Here is a 16,634-nt window from a genome sequence, read left to right on the forward strand (position 1 = left end):
CTCCGGGGAGACGGGCCGGCCGCGACCCGTCTCCCCGGAGGCCGGTCAGGGCGCGAGCTCCTCGCGGACGATCGCTGCTCCCGCGCTCAGCGCGCTGAGCTTCCCCCAGGCGAGGTCGCGGGGCAGCGGCGCCATGCCGCAGTTCGTGCTGGGGAGGAGCAGGTCCGCGTCGACGAACCGGAGGGCGCGGCGCAGGGTGTCGGCGACCTCCTCGGGCGTCTCGACGGTCCCGCTCGCCACGTCGATCGCTCCGAGCATGACCTTCTTGCCGCGGACGAGCTCGATCAGCTCCATCGGCACGTGGGAGTGGTGGCTCTCCAGCGAGACGATGTCGAGCGAGGACTGCTGGAGGAGCGGCAACGACTCCTCGTACTGCCGCCACTCCGACCCGAGGGTCGCCTTCCAGTCGGTGTTCGCCTTGATCCCGTAGCCGTAGCAGATGTGCACCGCGGTCTCGATGCGGAGTCCCTCCGCCGCCCTCTCCAGCGCGGCCACACCCCAGTCGTGCACCTCGTCGAAGAAGACGGTGAAGGCGGGCTCGTCGAACTGGACGATGTCGACTCCGGCGTCCTGGAGGGCTCGCGCCTCCTCGTTGAGGATGGTCGCGAACTCCCACGCCAGCTTCTCGCGGCTCCCGTAGTGCCGGTCGGAGAGGGTGTCGATCATCGTCATCGGGCCGGGCAGCGCCCACTTGATCGGCTGATCGGTCTGCTCGCGCAGGAACCGGGCGTCGTCGGCGAACACGGGCCTCTCGAGCCCTACGGCGCCGACGACGGTCGGCACGCTCGCGTCGTACCGGTCGCGGATGCGCACCGTCTCGCGCCGCTCGAAGTCGACGCCCGTGAGGTGCTCGATGAACGTCGTGACGAAGTGCTGCCGGGTCTGCTCCCCGTCACTGACGATGTCCAGGCCCCGGTGGTGCTGCTCGTGGACAGCGGCGCGCAGGGCGTCCTGCTTGCCCTCGGCCAGGGCGTCGCCGGTCAGCCGCCACGGGGACCACAGGGTCTCCGGCTGCGCGAGCCACGACGGCTTCGGCAGGCTGCCGGCGATCGAGGTGGGCAGGAGCGGGAGGGCCGCCGAGGCTCCGCGCGCGCTCATCGGACCGCTTCCGCGTACTCGGCGGCCCACTGCCGCAGCCGCTCCCCGTGCGGCTTCATGAGATGCTCCTCCGCGAACCGCCCCTGCTCGACCGCGAGCCGGCCGCGCTCCTCGCGGTCGTAGGAGACCGCGGGCCGCACGTAGTCCTGCTGCTCCAGGTCCGGCCGGTAGACGTCGGCGGCGGCCGAGCGCGCGCCGTAGATCTCGGGCCGGTAGATCCTCTGGAACGTCTCCATCGTGCTGATGGTGGCGATGAGCTGGAGGTCCGAGTAGTCCTCCAGCAGGTCGCCGCCGCAGTAGAACGCGAGCGGCGCCGTGCTGCCGGGCGGCATGAAGAAGCGGACCCCGAGGCCCATCTCCGCGAAGTACCGGTCGGTCAGCGAGAGCTCGTCCTGCCGGTACTCGACGCCGAGGATCGGATGGAGGGTCCCGGTGCGCCGGTACGTCCTGCTCGTCGAGACGCTGATGCAGATGACGGGCGGCGTCGACGAGAGCTCCGCGTACTGCGCGGAGTACCGGAAGTGCTGGAAGAGCGCGCCGTGCAGGACGCCGAAGTCGTCGGGGACGGTGAAGCCGGCCTGCGCGGCGTTGACCGCCGGCAGCCGCACGCTGAAGTCGTGGTCGCGGAGGTAGGAGGAGAAGTTGTTCCCCAGTGTCCCCGGCTGACATCGGCCGGTGCGGCGGTCGAGGATCCGGGTGCGCAGGACCTCCAGCAGGGGGAACTCCCGGTCCTCGCCGCCCGTGGTGAGCCGCAGCCCGACGGAGACGATGTCGAGCCCGACCGTGTAGCGGCCGCGGCTCGGATCGTCGCCCGGCACGAGATCGTTCAACCGGTCGTCGATCATCCGCAGCGCGGTCCGGAGGTTCTCCCGGCGGCGCTCGCCGCGGGCCAGATTCGCGAAGTTGGTGGTGATCCGGGAGCTCTGGGCCGGCGAGTAGTCCTCGTCGAAGGGGGTGAGGGTGATGCTGAAGGCGGGTTCGTTCGTCATGATCGGCCGATCGGTAGGAGGGACTGGGGCGGGGGCACGATCAGTGCGGGTGGTCCTCGGTCAGCTTGAAGCCGAGTCGGCCGTGCGCGAAGGCGGCTCCGGCTCCGATGGCGGCCGCGATCCAGGCTGATTCGGCGAGCTCGGTCTCGGTCGCACCGGCGCGCACGGCGTTCTGGCCGTGGCCGTCGATGCAGTAGACGCACTGCTTGCTGATGCCCACGGCGTAGGCGATGAGCTCGCGGTACTTGAGCGGGATCTCGCGACCCTGCGCAGCGAAGACGGCGGTGTCGAAGGCGGTGAACGCCGCAAGGACGTCGGGGGTCTCCTTCTTGTAGGCGGCGGTGTAGCGGCGGTCGGCTGCGCGGTCGTAGTAGGCGTCGGTCATGGTCTTCCTTCGGAGGTCGGAGAAGGGGCGGAGGGGATGAGGTCACGGCCGGGCGGGGATCTCCAGGCCGAGGTTCTCCCGCAGGGTCGTGCCTTCGTACTCGGTGCGCAGCGAACCGCGCTCCTGCAGCAGCGGCACGACGCGGTCGACGAACTCGTCCAGACCACCCGGGTGCAGGTGCGATCCGAGGACGACCCCGTCGCCGCCTCCGCTCTGCACGAACTCGTCGAGACGGTCGGCGACCTGCTCAGCCGTGCCCACGTACTCCGTGCGGTCGAAGACGGTCTCGGCGAGACCGCGGAGGGTGAGGTCGCGCTCCTGAGCGAGCGCACGCCAGGCGCGCACGGTCCCCGCGCGATCACCGTGGATCAGTGCGCGGCCCTCGATCAGCGGCGGCGCCTCGAGGTCGGGCTCGAGATCGGGTACCGGCCCGTCGACGTCGAAGCCCGACAGGTCCCGGTTCCAGACCTGCTCGAAGAGCACCTGGATCGTGCGCGGTGTGAGTTGCTGATCGCGGATCCACCGCGCTCTCTCCTCCGCCTCCGCAGCGGTGCCGCCGAGGACGACGGCGGCTGACGGGAGGATCCGCACGGAGCCGGCCGGGCGACCCGCCGCCGCGACCCGGGCCGCGATGTCGCGCGCGAACTCGTGCGCCTCAGGTCCCCGGTGGTAGGGGGAGAAGATCACGTCGGCGCTCGACGCCGCGAAGTCGCGACCCTGCGGAGAGACGCCCGCCTGCACGATCACCGGGCGGCCCTGCGGGCTGCGCGGTACGGTGAAACGGCCGGAGACGTCGAACTGGCTGCTCGAGACGGCGAACGACCCCGTCGACGAGTCGGCGAGGAACTCGCCGGAGGGGGCATCGGCTCGCACGGCGTCGGAGGTCCAGGTGTCCCAGAGCGTCGTCACCGCGCGGACGGCTTCCTCGGCACGGGCGTAGCGGTCGGCGCGGTCGAGGAAGCCGCCGCGGCGGAAGTTCGCGCCCGTGAAGGCGTCGAAGGACGTGACCACGTTCCACCCCGCTCGTCCGCCTGAGAGGTGGTCGAGGGTCGCGATCTGACGGGCGAGCTCGAAGGGCTCGTTGAACGTCGCGTTGAGCGTGCCGACCAGGCCGATGTGCTCCGTGACCGCGGCCAGCGCGGCCAGGAGCGGCAGAGTGTCCGGTCGTCCGGCGATGTCATGGTCGAACGGGCGCCCCGCGCGCTCCCGCAGTGCCAGACCCTCGGCGAGGAAGAAGTAGTCGAATCGCCCGCGCTCCGCGGTCTCTGCGACGCGGCGGAACGTCGAGAAGTCGACCTGGCTGCCGGCGTCGGGGTGCTCCCACAGGGTGTGCTCGTTCACCCCGCCCACGTAGGCGGCGAGGACGATCTGCTTCGGTCGCCGCGTCATGACTGCTCCTCGGAGGCGTAGCGGTTCGGGATCGACGTGGGCAGGCCCAGGGCTGAGCGGAGGGTGCGGCCCTCCTCCGTCCCGACGAGCAGACCGCGTCGGCGCAGCTCGGGCACGAGGTCGTCGGCGATCAGCGGCAGATCGGTGGCGAGAACCGCGGGTCGGAGGCGGACGCCGTCGTAGCCGAGCCGTGAGAGCTCGGCGATGCGGTCGGCGACGGACGCGGCCGACCCGGCGGCGACGGCGGCGTCGCCGGTGAGCGGTCGGCCGAGAGCGTCGAGGCGCGAGAGTCTGGCCGCGGCGGACTCCGCCGGGGTGTCGAGGACGACGACGAGGTCGGCGAGGACCCGCAGGCGCTCGCCCGTGCGCCCCGCCCCGCGCTCCGCCTCGGCGATCTCCTGGAGGATCCTCTCGGCGTCCGCTGCGTTCTGAGGCGTCGCGAACACGACGTCGGCCGAGCGCGCGGCGAAACGGTACGGGATGTCGGCGTGTGCGAGCGCGGCGACGACGGGCTGCCCCTGCGGCGGCCGGGGAGTGATCGCGGGGCCGCGCACCGAGAACCAGCGTCCTGCGAAGTCGACGCGGTGCACTTTGTCGGCGTCGAGGAAGCGATCGGTGGCGACGTCGCGGATCTCGGCGTCGTCCTCCCAGCTGTCCCAGAGTCTCCGTGCGACCTCGACGGCGTCGGCCGCCTCCTCGAAGAGCTCGTCGACGACGGCGCGGATCGCGGGGTCCTCGAGAAGGGGCGTGCCCGGCTCCGGCGGCACGATCGCCGCGATTCGTCGTCCGACGTGCGAGGCTTCGTCGACGCGTGACGACACCCTGACCTGCCAACCGCCCCGCCCCCGGCTCAGGTGGTCGAGCGTCGCGACGGCCTTCGACACGTGGAAGGGCTCCGTGTGCGTCACGGTGACCGTGGGCACGAGACCGATGCGGCTCGTGAGGGGGGCGACGTAGGAGGCGATCAGCAGCGCGTCGAGCCGGCCGCGGACCTCGTCGGTGCGGTCGTCGGCCAGGAAGGGGTCCGCCGATTGCAGGGCGAAGGAGTCCTCGATCGTCACGAAGTCGATCCCGCCGCGCTCCGCCCGCTGCACGATGTCCGCCCAGTACGCGCCGGTGAAGAGCGCGTCGGGACGGGCGCCAGGCTCGCGCCAGGACGCGGGGTGCCAGCCGGCGCCCTCGAGGGCGACGGCGAGGCTGAGGGGTGGGGCGGCGGTCATCGTGCTCCTCGGATCAGGGTGCCGGCTCGGACGAGCTCCTCGTCGTCGAGTGCGCGGAGGCGGCGCAGCAGCGCGCGCGCGACCTTGTCGTTCTCGCGGAACGACACCGCGTTCGTGCCCGGCCGGGAGAAGGCGCCGACGAACGGCGAGTCGGTGTACGGGCCGATCGCGTACCGGCGGCCGACGCGGCCTCCCGCCGTCGAGCGCAGCAGGGTGTCGTCCTGGTGCACGCGCAGCCTCCCGGTCGACAGGAGAGTGTCGCCGACGTCGACGAGGTCCTCGACCGCCGACCCCGACGCGACGAGCGCTCGCATCAGCGCGTCGTCACTCCTCGCAACGGACGTCCGGGGGAGGCGCGCGTCGACGAGAGCGTCAGCGAGGACGACCTGATCGGTCGCCCCGCCGCTCGCGACGAAGCGGCCCTCCTCTTCGGAGGTCTCCACACGGATGCCCGGGCCGAGGAAGTCGACGACGCCCGCGTCCGAGAGTGCGAGCAGCTCCTCGAGACGGTGCGCGGGCGGCCCGCTCGCGAGGAAGCTGAACCAGCCGAGCCACCATCCGTGCAGATCCTCGATCCGCGAGCGGGGCGTCCACCTCGCGGACGCGGTGAGATCGGCGACGAGGAAGTGGCTGCGCAGAAGCGCGAGGAAGAGCGCCATCGTGGCGCTGTGCTCCTGCCGGCTGCGCAGAGCCAGGTCGTCCCGGATGTAGGCGCGCACCGCCTCCTGCAGCGCCGAGCCGTCGGCGAACCGCACATCGGCGAACGGGCGGTCGAGATCGGGGAGGAGCAGCCTGTCGAGGCTGTCCGGCACAGTGTCCGCGACGAGCGCGGTCAGGGTCCGCGCATCTCCGAGGACCCGCTCGGCGTCGGCCCCGAGTGCGGGGAGAGCGTACCCCTGTCCCGCTTCGGGTCGCGGGCCGCGGGAGCCGGCGAGGACCGAGGCGCGCGGGTCGAGCCGCGAGAACACCTCCGAGAAGTGCGTCCAGTCGGTGCTCACCCGGTCGGGGTGCCCGGTGAAGAGCTCACGGTAGTAGCCCCAGAGCATCTCCTGGGCGATCAGGGGCCAGACGTCCTCGCTGAAGTCGAGCGGGCGGTGTCGCGAGCGCAGCTCCTCGACGACGGACGCCGAGAACCAGCGGGGCTCGGGCGCGGCTCCCTGGAGCGTCGAGCCGATCTTCGAGTGGTAGGGGACCCCGCGGCGGCTGCCGATCAGGATGCGCGGCTCACGTCCCGACGGGTGGTAGCGCAGTCCGCCGGCGTCGTCCCGTTCGAAGCGGCCGCCCCGGCCCTCGGTGAGCAGCACCAGGAGATCGACCGCGACGAGGCCGAAGCCGCGCACGATCACGTCGCGTCCGGCGCGGAGGGATCCGAGGTCGGCGTCGGCCGTGAACGACGGCGGCAGGTAGGCGAGGCCGTGGCGCTCGGCGAACCCGGCCAGCCGGGTCTCGTCGACCGTCGGCAGAGCGCCGCTGTGCCCGAGCGAGAACAGGACCAGGTCCGCCTCGATCACGTCGCCGGAGTCGAGGACGACCCGCTGCGCACCGTCGTCGCGGCCGAGCACCTCGACGACACGCGCCGCGTGCTCGCGGACCTCGACGTCAGGGCGGAGAGCGGCGAGCGCCTCCCGGTGGAACCAGCGCAGATAGAGGCTCTGCAGCCGGCGGGTGGGGAAGCTGTCGGCGCGGAGCCCGTCGAGCTCGCGGCGCACGGCTTCGTCGCCCTCTGCGAGCGCGATCCGGCCGGCCCGCACCGCCTCCGCCCACTCGATCAGCGAGGGCCCGGGGCGCACCGGCCCCTCGATCGTCGCGCTCGCGTCGGTGAACATCGTCACGTCGGCTGCGAGCGAGTTGAGCTTCAGCAGCGGCGACTGCTCGTAGCGCCAGATCCGGCCGGGGCCGACGGGGTACGGGTCGACGACGTGGACGACGAGCGCGGCCGGCCCGAGGGCGTCCTCGGCGGCGTTCGCGGCGAGGCGCTCGAGGACCCCGACCGCGCGGGGACCTCCCCCGACGATCACGAGGGAGCGGGTCCCGTCCGATGGCGCTGACATGCGTCCACGATGACCCTTCCCCCGTGAGGACGCCGCTCTGTGACGACTCGTGACGATGTGAAGAAGTGTGTAGCGGCGGGTTGGAGCCGGGTGGCCGCGGACCCTAGCGTCGGCCCCCACGGCGTGCAGAACGGTGCGCCCCGACAGGCAGGAGCCTCGAGTGCCCATCGAATTCCTCGGCATCGCCGCGCTCAACGACGGCAGCGAGACACGAGCACGCAGCGGCGCGAGCTTCGACCCGGAGTACACGGTGCGTCTGGCCGCGGCTCATGAGGACAGCGGGTGGGACCGCATCCTGTTCGCCTACCACTCCGGAGCCCCCGACCCCGCCGTCGCCGCCGCTTTCATCGCGTCGCGGCTCGAGCGCATCCAGCTGCTGCTGGCGCACCGGCCCAACGTCTCCTACCCCACGGTCGCGGCGAAAGCCTTCGCGACCCTCGATCAGCTGAGTGGAGGCCGCCTGAGCGTCCACGTGATCACGGGCGGGTCGGACGCGGACCAGGCCGCGGAGGGCGACTACCTGAGCAAGGACGAGCGCTACGCGCGCACCGCCGAGTACATCAGGATCGTCAAGCAGGTCTGGACGACCCGTGAGCCGTTCGATCACGTCGGGGAGCACTACCGCTTCTCCCGGTTCGTCAGCGACGTCTGGCCGGTGCAGCAGCCTCGGCCGCAGATCTCGTTCGGAGGCTCCTCTCCCGCCGCTCTGTCCGTCGGTGCCGCCGAGAGCGACGTCTACGCGCTCTGGGGCGAGCCGCTGCGGGACACCGCCGAGCAGATCCGCAGCATCCGGGAGGCGGCGGCGGCGGCCGGCCGCGACGTCGCGCCGCGCATCCAGGTCGCCTTCCGACCCATCCTCGGGGCCACCGAGGAGCAGGCCTGGGAGAAGGCGGAGGGGATCCTCCGCCGCATCGAGGCGCGCACCCGCGAGACCGCCCCCGGAGGCCTCGCCGCGCCGGAGAACACCGGCTCGCAGCGCCTCCTCGCGATCGCCGCCGCAGGCGACCGTTTCGATCGCGCGCTCTGGACCAGGGCGGGAGTCGCCGCGGGAGCGCGCGGCAACTCGAACGCCCTCGTCGGGACACCGGAGACGGTGGCCGCCGCGCTGCTCGACTACGTCGATCTCGGGGTCGACATCATCTCGGCGCGCGGCTACGACTACGTCGACGACACCCTCGACTTCGGTCGCCACGTGATACCGCTGGTGCGCGAGGAGGTCGCTCGACGCGACGCCGTGGCCGTCCAGGCCGCCGAGGAGGCCGCTCGTGTCCTCGTCTGACACCGTCGCGGCCGACGAGTTCGTCCATGTGCGGGCCGATGACCCGCGGGCCCGGCCCCTGCTCGACGAGCTCGAGCGCGAGTACGACACCCGCTACGGCACCGCCTGGGGCGAGCCGGCATCGGCCGAGCTCGCGCGCTACCCGAGCGAGGTGTTCGCCCCGCCGGAGGGATCCTTCGTCCTGCTTCTGCGCGACGGCACCGCGATCGCCGGAGGCGCGCTGAAGAGATTCGACGACACGACCGCCGAGCTCAAGCGCATCTGGACATCCTCGGCGCACCGTCGGCAGGGACTCGCCCTGCGCGTGGTCGCAGAGCTCGAGGCGGAGGCCCGCCGGCTCGGCTACTCGACCGTCTACCTCACGACCGGGCCGCTCCAGCCGGAGGCGCAGCGGCTCTACCTCACCGCGGGCTACACACCGCTCTACGACGTGACCCAGCCTCCGGAGGTGGTCGTCCTGCACGGCTATGCGCGGACGCTCACCGATCGGCCGCTCGACGTCGCGAGGATCCGGACCGCGCACGACGACTCCTTCGCGCAGCTCACCGCGTCCCTGCCCGACGGCGGAGCACGCCTGCGCGGTGGCGTCACGGGGCGTGCCTCATGAGCGGCACGATCGCGCCGCCTCGACCGCGGGACACGTCCGGCCCCCTTCCCGGAGGCATCGACCTCGCCCGACTCGGCGAGCGGCCGGTGCTGCCGCTGCGCCACCCGGTGCGCTGGGTGGTCGCCGCACTGGTCCTCGTGCTCCTGCTGAACGCCGGACAGACCCTCTTCACGAACCCGTCGTGGGAGTGGCCGAAGGTCGGGACCTGGCTCTTCAGTCCGGCGATCCTGAAGGGGCTGCAGCTGACGCTCCTCGCCACCGCCATCAGCGCCGTGATCAGCTTCGTCGGAGGCATCGTCGTCGCCGTAGCCCGGCTCTCGGGCAATCCGGTGCTGTCGACGCTCAGCTGGGTCTACATCTGGCTGTTCCGCTCGGTGCCGCTGATCCTCGTCCTCATCTTCCTGTTCAATCTCGGCAACCTGTATCCGACCGTCGGCATCGGCATCCCCTTCGGTCCGCAGTGGTCGGTGCCGACGGTGTCGCTGCTGCCTCCGCTCGCCCTCGGCGTGATCGGCCTGAGCCTGTCCGAGATCGCCTACAGCGCCGAGGTCGTCCGTTCCGGGGTGCTCGCGGTCGATCAGGGGCAGCACGAAGCGGCGAAGGCGCTCGGGATCCCGCAGCGCCGCCAGTTCACCCGCATCGTCCTCCCGCAGGCGCTCCGCTCGATCGTGCCCGCCTACGTGAACCAGATCATCGGCCTGCTGAAGGCGAGCTCACTGCTGTTCTACGTCTCGCTGCTCGACCTGTTCGGGGTCGCTCAGAACCTCGGCAGCACGTACCCGACGGACATCATCCCCCTGCTCGTCGTCGCGACGATCTGGTACCTGGTGCTGACCTCGGCGATCTCGGTCGTGCAGTTCTACATCGAGCGCTTCTACGCCCGCGGCGCGCACCGGGAGCTCGCGCCCACGCCCCTCCAGCGGGTGCGGCGCTCGCTCGCCGGCCTGAGGAGTGCGCGATGACCGCCGCCATCGAGATCCACAACGCGACCAAGTCCTACGGCGACCGGACCGTGCTCCGGGGAGTCGACCTGCGCGTCGAGGCGGGCACCGTCACGGTCATCCTCGGTCCGAGCGGCTCGGGCAAGTCGACCCTGCTGCGGGCGATCAACCATCTCGAGAAGCTCGACGAGGGGTTCGTCTCCGTGAACGGCGAGCTGATCGGGGTGCGGCTGCGCGGCGGTCGGCTCAAGGAGCTGCGCGAGAAGGAGATCCTGCGCCAGAGGGCGAGGATCGGCTTCGTCTTCCAGAGCTTCAACCTCTTCCCGCACCTGACGATCCTCGAGAACGTCACCGAGGCGCCGATCTCGCAGGGGCAGCCGCCCGCGGAGGCCCGCGAGCGGGCACGCGCCCTGCTCGAGCACGTCCGTCTCGCCGACAAGGCGACGGCCTATCCGAGGCAGCTCTCCGGCGGCCAGCAGCAACGCGTGGCCATCGCGCGTGCGCTCGCGCTCGACCCCGAGGTGATCCTCTTCGACGAGCCGACCTCGGCTCTCGATCCCGAGCTCGTCGGGGAGGTGCTGCAGGTCATCCGGTCGCTGGCCGAGAGCGGCCGCACCCTCATCGTCGTGACCCACGAGATCGGCTTCGCCCGCGAGGTCGCCGACCGGGTGGTGTTCGTCGACGACGGCCTCGTCGTCGAGCAGGGCAGCCCGAGCGAGGTCCTCGACCGCCCGCAGAATCCGCGGACCCGCGACTTCCTCGGCCGAGTCCTCGGCTGAGCCCCCGCACTCCTCCTCTCCATCCGCACGACAGACACAGGAATCGAATCATGACCAGACCGCACATCACTCGTTGGACCAGAGTCGGGGCGCTTCTCGCTGCCGCCGCGCTGACGACGGGCCTCGCGGCCTGCTCCGGTGCCGCCGCCTCCGACCCGGCCTCCCCGGGAGCCGCCTCCGGCACCACCACCGTCACCGTGGGTGCCCTCTCCAACGGAGCGGCGACCGAGACGGACATCGACGTGCCGGTCGTCGACGAGATCCGCGGCACGCTGCCGCAGGAGATCCTCGACCGCGGGACCCTGACGATCGGCGTCGGCGCTCTCCCCGCAGGTTTCCCTCCGCTCGCGTTCACCGGGACCGACACCGAGACCCTCACCGGCTCGGAGCCCGATCTCGGCCGCCTCGTCGCCGCCGTCCTCGGGCTGCAGCCCGAGGTGGAGAACTCCACCTGGGACAACCTCTTCGTGGGCATCGACACCGGAGGCAGCGACGTCGGGTTCTCGAACATCACCGTCACGGAGAAGCGCAAGGAGAAGTACGACTTCGCCTCCTACCGCGCCGACACCCTCGCGTTCCAGGTCCTCGCCTCGAACGACTGGGAGTTCGACGGCGACTACGAGAACCTCGACGGACTCACCGTCGCGGTCAGCAGCGGCACCAACCAGGAGAAGATCCTGCTCGAGTGGCAGGCCCGTCTGCAGTCCGAGGGCAGGTCCCTGGAGATCACGCGACTGCCCGATGCCAACTCCGTCACTCTCGCTCTCGGCTCCGGCCGGATCGACGCCTACTTCGGGCCCAACCCGACGACGGTCTACCAGAACCGGATCTCGGAGGACGGCGCCGACCCGACCCGCAACGCCGGCACGTTCTCCGGAGCGGGCGAATCGCTCGACGGGCTGATCGCGGCGACTGTGAAGAAGGACTCCGGACTCGCCGAGCCGATCGCTCAGGCCCTCGGCTACCTCATCGGGAACGGTCAGTACCAGGACTGGCTGTCGGCCTACGGCCTGCAGGACGAGGCCGTGGACGAGGCCCTGGTGAACCCGCCCGGGCTCCCGCTCGACAACAGCTGAGCCGCCCCCGCCTCGGGCGCCCCGATCGACCAGCGGGGCGCCCTCCGCCCGCTTCCCCGAGGACTCCCATGCACCTGTTCGACTCGCTCACGCGCGAACGACTCGACCGCCCGACGAGCCGCAAGTGGAGCCTCCGCCCCGGCACCATCGGAGCCTGGGTCGCCGAGATGGACTTCGGTACGGCGCCGGCCGTTCGGAGGGCACTGCACGACGCCGTGGCCGGCGACGTGCTGGGCTATCTGTCCCCCTCGACTGCGGGCGAGCTGGGCGAGGCCGCCGCGGAGTACCTCGCTGAGCAGTACGCGTGGACGGTCGACCCCGCCCGCGTGCACTCCGTCTCGGATGTCATGGCCGCGCTCGGAGTGGCCGTCACCGAGTTCTCCCGCCCCGGCTCACCGGTGATCGTGCCTACCCCCGCTTACATGCCGTTCCTCACCTACCTGTCGGCCATCGGACGCGAGGTGATCGAGGTCCCGGGAACGATCGTCGACGGCCGCTGGGAGCACGACCTCGACGGGATCGATGCGGCCTTCGCGCAGGGAGCGGGCACCCTGCTGCTCTGCAATCCGCACAACCCGACGGGCTCGGTCCTGCCACGGTCCGAGCTCGAAGGTCTCGCCGCTGTCGTCGAGCGCCACGGCGGGCGGGTCTTCGCCGACGAGATCCACGCGCCGCTGCGGTTCGACGGCGTCCCCCACATCCCTTACGCCTCGGTCTCGGAGGAGGCCGCCCGGCATTCCGTCACCGGAACGAGCGCCTCGAAGGCGTGGAACATCCCCGGCCTGAAGGCCGCGCAGCTGATCACCACGAACGACGCGGACGAGGACGTCTACTCGCGCTTCGGGTTCGCGGTGCAGCACGGCGCTTCGAATCTCGGCGTGATCGCCTCGACGGCCGCCTACCGGGAGGGCGGAGCGTGGCTCGACGAGGTCGTCGACTACCTCGACGGCAACCGGCGACTCATCGCCGACTTCCTCGCCTCCGAGCTGCCCCAGTTCGGGCACCGCACCCCGGAGGCGACGTATCTCGCCTGGTTCGACCTGGGTGCTCTCGGCCTCGCCGATCCCGCGCAGCACCTGCAGCGCGAGGCGGGAGTGACGCTCACCTCCGGACGCCTGTGCGGCGCCGGCTACGCCGACCACGTGCGTCTCGTCTTCGCCATGCCGCGTCCCCTCCTCCTCGAGACGCTCGAAGCCGTGCGGGCCGCCGTGTGAACGGCGGAGCGCCTTCGCGGGGACTCGACGAGGTGGGACGGCGGAGCACCGAGGCGGGCGGCATCGCACGACAGTGGCGAGGAGCCGTCCTTCAGCGCCTCCGCTCCTTCTGCACCCCCGATGAGGCCGGGCCGCCGGCGGTGGACCGGGCGGCCTCGCGTGTCGAGGCTGTGCAGCTCGCCCACGAGATCGAGCACGGACTCTTCCGCCCGGTGCCCGGCCGGGCGCAGGATCCGGAGTGAGACGGGGCGGACCCCCCCCTACGTCCCGAAGAGGTTGGCGCGGGTCCCGCCGGGAGCGAGCTCGTCGCGGAGGATCCCGCGGCGGCGCAGGACGGGGACGAGGTCGTCGAGCATCCGGTGCAGGGTGACCGGGTGCAGGTCCCCGGAGAGGAGGAGCCCGTCGCTGCCGCCGTCGTCGCCGAGCTCCTCGACGAAGTCGGCGAACTCCTCCGCGGTGCCGACGAAGCCGGCGCGCTCGGCGACGCGGCCCTTGCGCGCCTTCCTTGTCAGCAGCTCCCGCAGCGGAGCGTCCTCCGTACCGCCGTAGAGGCCGGCGATGGTGCCGTGCGAGACGTGCTCGCCGAACACCGACCGCGGGACGGGGAGGTCCAGGTCCAGCCCGGTGAGGTCGGTCTCCAGGTCGCTCGACCAGCCGAGCGCGATCCGCCGCAGCGCGTCCTCGTCGGGGTGGCGCGACGCCTCGACGACGCGCGCGGCCTCCTCCGGGCTCGACACGATCTCGGGCTTCACGACGAAGAGCACGCGCAGGTCGTCCGCGGTCCGCCCGTGCTGCTCGGCCGCGGCGAGCACGCGCGCCCGGTAGTCGCGCACCGCCCGGGCCTCCAGCGGCGCGAGGGCGAGCTGCACGTCCGACTGCGTGCCGGCGAAGGCCAGGCCGCGCGGAGACCCGCCGGGGGAGACGACGATCGGGTCGCCGTTCGCGAAGGGGACGGCGTTCAGGGGTCCGTCCACGCGGAAGTGCTCCCCGCGGTGGCGGAACGCGTCGATCCGGGTGCCGTCGGCGTAGCGGCCCGACTCGGGGTCGGCGACCAGCGCGCCCTCGCCCCAGCTGTGCCAGAGCCGGCGGACGACCGCCATCCACTCGTCGGCCCGGTCGTAGGCCGCGTCGTGCGACAGCGGCTCCAGGCCCACGTGGCGGGCGCTGCCGACGTCGGTGACGAGGTTGATCCCGAAGCGGTCGGAGCTGAGGTGCTGCAGCGTCGCCGCCTGCCGGGCGGCGAGGTACGGGGGCGTGATGCCGGCGTTGATCGTCGGCGCCAGCCCGATCCGCTCGGTCGCCGCGAACAGGTACGGCGCCAGGAGGAGCGGATCGTGCTTCGGCCCGCCGTACGCTCCCCGCACCCGCAGGTCGAGCGTCTCCGGGGAGCCGAGCGAGACGGCGTCCTCCATCACGATCAGCTCGAAGCCGGCCTGCTCCAGCTCGCGGGCCGACTGCTGGTAGAGGCCGGGCTTCGTCCAGTCGTGGTTCCACTCCCGGTAGGGGTGCCCCCATCCCTGCGGTCCGAAGCCCCGGGAGAAGAACCAGCCGAAGTGCTGACGGCGCGCCACGCTCACACCTCCGCGAGCGCGGGGAGGGCGCGTGCGCGCACCGCGGCGAGCCCGCGCTCGAGGTCGCGGAGGAGGTCGTCGACGTCCTCGATCCCGATCGACAGCCGGAGGAGCCCGGGGTGGATCCCGGCGGCGGCGCGCTCGGCGGGGGTGCGTCCGGCGTGGGTGGTCGACGCGGGATGCAGCACCAGCGAGCGCACGTCGCCGAGGTGAGTCATGTGGCTGAACAGCTCGACGGCGTCGATGAATGCGGCCGCGCCCGCCTCGCCTCCGGCCACGGTGAAGGAGAAGACGGAGCCCTGCCCGCGGGGGAGCAGGCGCTGCGCGAGGGTGAACGACGGGCTCGACTCCAGGCCGGAGTAGTCGACCGACACGACCTCGGGCCGCCCCTCGAGGAAGCGGGCGACGGCGAGGGCGTTCGACGAGTGGCGCTCGACCCGGAGCGACAGTGTCTCGACGCCCTGCCGCAGCAGGAAGGAGTTCAGCGGTGACGGCGTCGGTCCCAGACGGGAGACCACGATGTCCCGCGTGTACGAGACGAAGGCGCGCCGGCCGTGCTGCTCGGTCCAGCTGCGGCCGCCGAACGACCGCTCCTCCTGGTTGAGGTGCGGGAAGAGCGCGGGGCGCGCCGCCCAGTCGAACGTGCCGGCGTCGACGATCACGCCGCCGAGGGCGGAGCCGTGCCCGGCGAGGAACTTGCTGGTCGAGTGCACGACCACGTCGGCCCCGTGCTCGATCGGGCGGAGGAGGTACGGGGTCGCGAGCGTGTTGTCGACCACGAACGGCAGCCCGTGCCGATGCGCGATCGCGGCCAGCGCCGGGAGGTCCAGCAGATCGTTCTTCGGGTTCGGGATCGGCTCGCCGAAGAGGACCCGGGTGTCGGGCCCGATCCGCCGTTCCCACTCGCCGAGGTCCGACGCGTCGTCGACGAAGTCCACGCCGATCCCGAGCCGACCGAAGTTCTGCACCAGCAGTCCGCGGTTGCCCTCGTACAAGCGGCGCGACGAGAGCACCCGGTCGCCGGCCTGCAGCATCCCCAGGAGAGCGGAGGCGGTCGCCGCCTGGCCGCTCGCCACCAGGATCGCCTCGGCGCCGCCTTCGAGATCGGCGAGCCGACGCTCGACCTCCTCGGTGGTCGGGTTCCCGTTGCGGGTGTAGAGGTAGCCCTCGTCCTCGCCGGCGAACCGCTCGCGGGCGTGCTCGAAGCTGTCGAACACGAAGCCGGCGCTGAGGTGCACGGGCGTGACGCGCGCTCCGTGGGCGCCGTCGGGCGCGGCACCGGCGTGCACCTGGCGCGTGGTGAAGCCGGCCGCCGCGGAGGCACGGTCTTCGGGCGCCGGGGTCGAGGTCGCGGCGCTCGCCGCAGTGGTCGCTGTGGTCGCCGCAGCGGTGGTCGCGGTGGTCGCCGGTGCAGTGATCGTCACGGTTTGCTCCTGTCCAGACGCCCTGAAGGCGGATGCCGGGAGCCTGTCAGGCCGAGGGGAGTGCGCGCCGGATCGTGACGGAGTGTGACTGCGCGGGCGCGCCGTCGCGGGTCGTGGACGTCGACCGCTCGGAGTCCGCGGGTCGTGACTCAGCTGTGCGTCGTGTTCGCCCGGATCTCCTCGACGGACAGCTCCGGCGCACCGCCCGCCGCGGCCGCCGGGTCCATCCAGACGAAGTCCCAGTGGTGGCCGTCGAGGTCGTCGAAGCTCTTCGAGTACATGAACCCGTGGTCCTGCTCGCCGGCCGGAGTCGCGCCCGCGGCGAGGGCCTTCCCGTGGAGGGTGTCGACCTCCTCCCTGCTGTCGGCGCTGAGGGCGAGCTGCACCTCGGTCGAGGTGGTGGCGTCGATGATCGGCTTGCTGGTGAACTCGGCGAAGAACTCCCTCGTGAGCAGCATCGCGGTGATGGTGTCGCTGATCACCACGCTGACGGCGTTCTCGTCGCTGAAGCCCTCGTTGATCGAGTAGCCGAGCGACTCGTAGAAGGCCCTCGCCCGGGCGAGATCGGCGACGGCCAGGTTGACGAAGAGCATGGTGGGCATCGGTGCACC

The 16,634-nt window shown here is 71.9% G+C and carries 15 protein-coding genes; 6 read left to right on the top strand and 9 right to left on the bottom strand.

Annotated elements, in window-relative coordinates; genetic code table 11:
- Positions 1-45: 45 nt before the first annotated feature.
- Genes C5D36_RS09515 through C5D36_RS09540 form a run of 6 tightly spaced genes read right to left on the bottom strand, consistent with a single transcriptional unit; the run spans position 46 to position 7,132 of the window.
- On the bottom strand, positions 46-1,098 hold the full coding sequence (locus C5D36_RS09515; RefSeq protein WP_104262243.1) for a methionine synthase: 1,053 nt from the start codon (positions 1,096-1,098) through the stop codon (positions 46-48).
- Complete coding sequence (locus C5D36_RS09520; RefSeq protein ID WP_104295711.1) at positions 1,095-2,087, bottom strand: putative oxygenase MesX; 993 nt, start codon at positions 2,085-2,087, stop codon at positions 1,095-1,097. Before C5D36_RS09520 ends, C5D36_RS09515 begins: the two co-directional genes overlap by 4 nt.
- Positions 2,088-2,127: 40 nt before the next feature.
- The gene (locus C5D36_RS09525) at positions 2,128-2,472 is read right to left on the bottom strand and encodes a carboxymuconolactone decarboxylase family protein (protein WP_104295712.1); all 345 of its coding nucleotides are present in this window, start codon (positions 2,470-2,472) and stop codon (positions 2,128-2,130) included.
- Positions 2,473-2,514: 42 nt separating this feature from the next.
- Positions 2,515-3,861, bottom strand: coding sequence for an NtaA/DmoA family FMN-dependent monooxygenase (locus C5D36_RS09530; RefSeq protein WP_104223292.1), 1,347 nt, complete (start codon positions 3,859-3,861; stop codon positions 2,515-2,517).
- Positions 3,858-5,081: an LLM class flavin-dependent oxidoreductase gene (locus tag C5D36_RS09535; RefSeq protein WP_104226542.1), complete on the bottom strand. Its 1,224-nt coding sequence runs from the start codon at positions 5,079-5,081 to the stop codon at positions 3,858-3,860. Before C5D36_RS09535 ends, C5D36_RS09530 begins: the two co-directional genes overlap by 4 nt.
- Positions 5,078-7,132 (bottom strand): FAD/NAD(P)-binding domain-containing protein, encoded by a 2,055-nt coding sequence (locus C5D36_RS09540; RefSeq protein WP_104257615.1) that lies wholly within the window; start codon positions 7,130-7,132, stop codon positions 5,078-5,080. Before C5D36_RS09540 ends, C5D36_RS09535 begins: the two co-directional genes overlap by 4 nt.
- A gap of 160 nt (positions 7,133-7,292) precedes the next feature.
- Here C5D36_RS09540 and C5D36_RS09545 point away from each other — a divergent pair, with 160 nt between their 5' ends.
- The 6 genes from C5D36_RS09545 (at position 7,293) to C5D36_RS09570 (ending at position 13,028) form a co-directional block, all read left to right on the top strand.
- Positions 7,293-8,411 carry an LLM class flavin-dependent oxidoreductase gene (locus C5D36_RS09545; RefSeq protein ID WP_104295713.1) on the top strand — a complete coding sequence of 373 codons (1,119 nt, stop codon included), beginning with the start codon at positions 7,293-7,295 and terminating at the stop codon, positions 8,409-8,411.
- Positions 8,398-9,018, top strand: coding sequence for a GNAT family N-acetyltransferase (locus tag C5D36_RS09550; protein ID WP_219812286.1), 621 nt, complete (start codon positions 8,398-8,400; stop codon positions 9,016-9,018). The genes C5D36_RS09545 and C5D36_RS09550 overlap by 14 nt, the downstream gene beginning before the upstream one ends.
- Positions 9,015-9,980, top strand: coding sequence for an amino acid ABC transporter permease (locus tag C5D36_RS09555; protein ID WP_104233982.1), 966 nt, complete (start codon positions 9,015-9,017; stop codon positions 9,978-9,980). Before C5D36_RS09550 ends, C5D36_RS09555 begins: the two co-directional genes overlap by 4 nt.
- Positions 9,977-10,738, top strand: coding sequence for an amino acid ABC transporter ATP-binding protein (locus C5D36_RS09560; protein WP_104295714.1), 762 nt, complete (start codon positions 9,977-9,979; stop codon positions 10,736-10,738). The genes C5D36_RS09555 and C5D36_RS09560 overlap by 4 nt, the downstream gene beginning before the upstream one ends.
- Before the next feature lie 50 nt (positions 10,739-10,788).
- Positions 10,789-11,814 (top strand): transporter substrate-binding domain-containing protein, encoded by a 1,026-nt coding sequence (locus C5D36_RS09565; RefSeq protein WP_104223286.1) that lies wholly within the window; start codon positions 10,789-10,791, stop codon positions 11,812-11,814.
- Positions 11,815-11,882: 68 nt separating this feature from the next.
- Positions 11,883-13,028 carry a MalY/PatB family protein gene (locus C5D36_RS09570; protein ID WP_104295715.1) on the top strand — a complete coding sequence of 382 codons (1,146 nt, stop codon included), beginning with the start codon at positions 11,883-11,885 and terminating at the stop codon, positions 13,026-13,028.
- A gap of 260 nt (positions 13,029-13,288) precedes the next feature.
- Here C5D36_RS09570 and C5D36_RS09580 read toward each other — a convergent pair whose 3' ends face one another.
- The 3 genes from C5D36_RS09580 to C5D36_RS09595 all read right to left on the bottom strand — a co-directional run bounded on the left by C5D36_RS09580 (position 13,289) and on the right by C5D36_RS09595 (position 16,625).
- Positions 13,289-14,599, bottom strand: a complete 1,311-nt coding sequence (locus tag C5D36_RS09580) for an LLM class flavin-dependent oxidoreductase (RefSeq protein WP_104233980.1) — start codon at positions 14,597-14,599, stop codon at positions 13,289-13,291.
- 2 nt (positions 14,600-14,601) lie between these two features.
- Positions 14,602-15,888, bottom strand: coding sequence for an O-acetylhomoserine aminocarboxypropyltransferase/cysteine synthase family protein (locus C5D36_RS09585; RefSeq protein WP_104295717.1), 1,287 nt, complete (start codon positions 15,886-15,888; stop codon positions 14,602-14,604).
- A 284-nt stretch (positions 15,889-16,172) separates the two neighbouring features.
- Complete coding sequence (locus C5D36_RS09595) at positions 16,173-16,625, bottom strand: VOC family protein (protein WP_104250854.1); 453 nt, start codon at positions 16,623-16,625, stop codon at positions 16,173-16,175.
- Between the last annotated feature and the right edge of the window lie 9 nt (positions 16,626-16,634).

Source organism: Rathayibacter sp. AY1C6, from assembly GCF_002931535.1.
Taxonomy (GTDB): Bacteria; Actinomycetota; Actinomycetes; order Actinomycetales; family Microbacteriaceae; genus Rathayibacter.

What these genes read in the sequence shown, in the direction of transcription:
- C5D36_RS09515 (WP_104262243.1), bottom strand. Translation starts at nt 1,098, where the DNA reads ATGAGCGCGCGCGGAGCCTCGGCGGCCCTCCCGCTCCTGCCCACCTCG.
- C5D36_RS09520 (WP_104295711.1), bottom strand. Translation starts at nt 2,087, where the DNA reads ATGACGAACGAACCCGCCTTCAGCATCACCCTCACCCCCTTCGACGAG.
- C5D36_RS09525 (WP_104295712.1), bottom strand. Translation starts at nt 2,472, where the DNA reads ATGACCGACGCCTACTACGACCGCGCAGCCGACCGCCGCTACACCGCC.
- C5D36_RS09530 (WP_104223292.1), bottom strand. Translation starts at nt 3,861, where the DNA reads ATGACGCGGCGACCGAAGCAGATCGTCCTCGCCGCCTACGTGGGCGGG.
- C5D36_RS09535 (WP_104226542.1), bottom strand. Translation starts at nt 5,081, where the DNA reads ATGACCGCCGCCCCACCCCTCAGCCTCGCCGTCGCCCTCGAGGGCGCC.
- C5D36_RS09540 (WP_104257615.1), bottom strand. Translation starts at nt 7,132, where the DNA reads ATGTCAGCGCCATCGGACGGGACCCGCTCCCTCGTGATCGTCGGGGGA.
- C5D36_RS09555 (WP_104233982.1), top strand. Translation starts at nt 9,015, where the DNA reads ATGAGCGGCACGATCGCGCCGCCTCGACCGCGGGACACGTCCGGCCCC.
- C5D36_RS09560 (WP_104295714.1), top strand. Translation starts at nt 9,977, where the DNA reads ATGACCGCCGCCATCGAGATCCACAACGCGACCAAGTCCTACGGCGAC.
- C5D36_RS09565 (WP_104223286.1), top strand. Translation starts at nt 10,789, where the DNA reads ATGACCAGACCGCACATCACTCGTTGGACCAGAGTCGGGGCGCTTCTC.
- C5D36_RS09570 (WP_104295715.1), top strand. Translation starts at nt 11,883, where the DNA reads ATGCACCTGTTCGACTCGCTCACGCGCGAACGACTCGACCGCCCGACG.
- C5D36_RS09595 (WP_104250854.1), bottom strand. Translation starts at nt 16,625, where the DNA reads ATGCCCACCATGCTCTTCGTCAACCTGGCCGTCGCCGATCTCGCCCGG.